The sequence below is a fragment of the Actinophytocola sp. genome, assembly GCF_036002505.1.
In the GTDB taxonomy this organism is placed as follows: Bacteria; Actinomycetota; Actinomycetes; order Mycobacteriales; family Pseudonocardiaceae; genus DASYTH01.
Genome location: NZ_DASYTH010000192.1, coordinates 1 through 3057 on the forward strand (window position 1 = coordinate 1; position 3057 = coordinate 3057).

Sequence of the window (3057 nt, forward strand, 5' to 3'; positions counted from 1 at the left end):
GAGCGGTTCCCCGGCGTCGCGTGGTTTTGCGACAACTGCAACACGCCCTTGGGCGTCCAAGCGGGCTTTGACGACCACAGGCGCGTCTGGACGTGCACCAGCTGCGGCCACAGGAACAAGATCGCGGCGTCCGAGATTCGGTAGCGGAGCGCCGGTCCGGCTGGGAAGTGGCGGCGGCCACCTCAGCGTCAGGGTCGATAGTCCGGCCGCGCAACGTGCCCGACCTCGGTGCCAACAACGACTAGGTGGCTGGTGTAGATCGCTGGTAGCCAGGGGCGGCCGGTCCGCCCGCATCGTCGTGGGCTGGTTGGCGATCCGTGGTGGCCGATTGCCGTTTCGGCCGGTACTGGCGGGACGGTCTCTTCACGGCGTCGAGTCTGGTGCTGTGGCTGGGTTTGGAGCCCGGTCTTGGCTCCTGGGTGGGTGGTCAGGCGGGGTTGAGGGTCCAGGCGCCGTGGGTGTGGGCGAGGCCTAACCTGGCGAGTCGGGCGAGGTTGACCGCGGCGGCGAGGAGAGCGAAGTCGGCGGCGATGCGCAATGTTCCGCGCATCCGAGCCCGGCGTCCCCCGTGACGGCGGCGCATGAGGTGGGCGAGTTTGCGTTCGACCTTGGGCCGGGTCGCTTGGTAGTCGGCTTTCCATGCCTGGTCGCGCTGACGGGCGCGGGCGGCGGTGAGGCGGGCTTCGTGCGGGCCGATGGTGATACGCCGGCCGGTCTTGGAATCGGTGCACATGTCGGCCAGCGGGCAGGTGCGGCAGTGCAAACCGAACTCGGCCTTGCCGGCCTGTTTCTTGTTGCCCCGCACCGGCCGGATGGGGATGGTGATCCCGTTCGGGCAGGTGACGGTTCGGGCTTCAAGGTTGATGTCGAACTGGTCTTTGGTGAACTTCCCACCCGGTGCGACGGGCGGCTGGACCTTGGTCATCGAGTCGAGTCCAGCATTATCGAGGCGCTCCAGAACTTCTCCGGCGCCGTAGGCCGAGTCGCCATAGACCGCCGCCGGGTCCCCGTCCCCCTCCGGCGGGTCAGCTGGGTCGGTGCTGGTGAGGTCCGCGATCAGGTCGGCGACCGGTTCGACGTCGCCGGTGTTGGCGGGGGTGACCGCGACCGCGGTGATGATTTCACTGTCCGGATCGAGGGCCAGGTGACCTTTGAAGCCGTCATAGCCGCGGTGGTTGGTCTTGTGTCCGTGCCGGGCCTCGGTATCGACGGTCGAGATGACCCGGTCCTTCGCGACCCGCCGTGCGATGCGCCACCCGCCCGGGTTGTCGGGGTCGGGTTCGAGGTCCTGGCCCAGCACCGTGGCCAGCAGCTTCGCCGCCTGATTGACCGGCTCCGGCAGGTCCTTCTGCCCTTCCAGGACCTCCAGGAGGGCGTAGCCGTCCTGGGCCCGGGCGTCGACCAGGGCGGTACGGGCGGCCTCGTCGTCCCAGTCGACGACCGGCTTGCCGGCCGTGACGTACTGGTCCCCGCTGGTCAACACCGCCCGCAACCGTTGCTCCAGAACAGGATCGGCCACGTTGAGCAGTCCGCGGATGGCCGAGCGGATCAGAGTGACCGTGTCCATCGTCGTGACCGAGTCGTAGAGCGGTGTCGAGTCCAGCACCCGCCGTCGGCCCACCAGCCCGGCCTCACGCGCGGCGGTCAGCGCCACCTCAAAGACGCGGTCTGGCCGGTCGGATCCGCGTAGCCGTTCGCGCATGTCCACCAGCACGGTGTGGGCGAAGCCCGTCGGGCCGGCGCCGTCCCAGCCACCCACGCCGGCCGCGTACCGCCACCGGGCGTCGAACGTGAACCGGTCCACCGCCTCCCGGTCCGATAGGCCCTCAAGGCGTTGCAGCACCATCACCGTGGCCACCACCGACGGCGGGACCGACCGGCGGCCGATCACAGCGAACAGGTCGGCGAACATCTCGTCGGGGAACAGCCGATCCCGCTCCCGGAACAGGAACCCGTAGATCGAACTGTCGGGTAGCGACTCGTCACAGAACCGGGTCACCGCATCCAACAGGTCCAGCTGCTTCGGCGCCTCGCCCAACGACACGCGATCACTATCGCAGACCGGTCACGCACATCGATTCCCGCCACGGCGACGCGGCGGACATCGATTTACACCAGCCACCTAGCGACGGTGCCTTAGCGGGCATCGGGCAGTTGCGCACATCGTCTTAGATGTGCAGCAGAACTCGGAACGGCACCGAGGAGTGTGAGGCTCGTTAAGGGCGTCTTGGCCGTCGTCGAGGTGCTGTTCGTGACCGCGAGTGCCGTAGCGGTGAATGCCGCCACGGCGGATCCTCCTCGTCCGTCCGCGTTCTCGCCGCGATCCCGATCTCGCCGCTGAAAGGCATGGCTGGCTCGATCGGGGTGCAACGACGGTTCCAGCGATCGTTTGGCGATCCGGGAATTCCGCGAGGTAGCGGTGCACCGGAACAGGGTGCCAGCCCTTCCCAGTTCGCGGGAGTGGCTTGGTCCTGGTACACCTGGCGAGATGGACGTGACCACCCTTGTGCGGATCGCGGTGACACCCGTGCGGATTGCGGTCGACGCGTGGCGTAGGCGGCGACGCATCGAAGTTCTTGCGCACAGGGGGGTGTTCATACACGACCCCGACAACACCACGCCTCCGGTGACCGCGGGCCACGTGGTGATTCCCACCTCGTCGCCCCGATAACCGGAGCGGCACCGGCCGCCTATGAACCCGGTGCCGAATGGCTCCCCGCCTCTGGCCAGGACGAGTACGTCTTCATCAAGGTCGTCAACCACTCGCGCAACGAGGTCGAGATCACGCACATCTGGCTCGACACGCACCCGAGGACGGACTTGCTGGACAACGACTGGCCGCTGCCAGCTCGGCTGCGGACCGAGGAGACCTACGAGACCTGGTATCCCGCCGACCGACTGCCCCAATTGGCCGGAATCGAGCGACTCGCGAGGGTCAAGATCTCTACGTGGCACCGGCCCGTGCGCTCGGTCCGGAACAAGAACGTCCCTCCGAAGGGAGCGGTGGCGAACCGAAGGCGCCGCACCCTGGAGTAGCCGAACGCTCCTCGTGTGTCC

The 3057-nt window shown here is 67.8% G+C and carries 1 protein-coding gene; it reads right to left on the reverse strand.

The genetic code is table 11. The features are described 5' to 3' along the window. Nucleotides 1-427: 427 nt before the first annotated feature. Nucleotides 428-2044 (reverse strand): IS1182 family transposase, encoded by a 1617-nt coding sequence (locus VGR06_RS16075; RefSeq protein WP_327559883.1) that lies wholly within the window; start codon nucleotides 2042-2044, stop codon nucleotides 428-430. Nucleotides 2045-3057: the final 1013 nt, after the last annotated feature.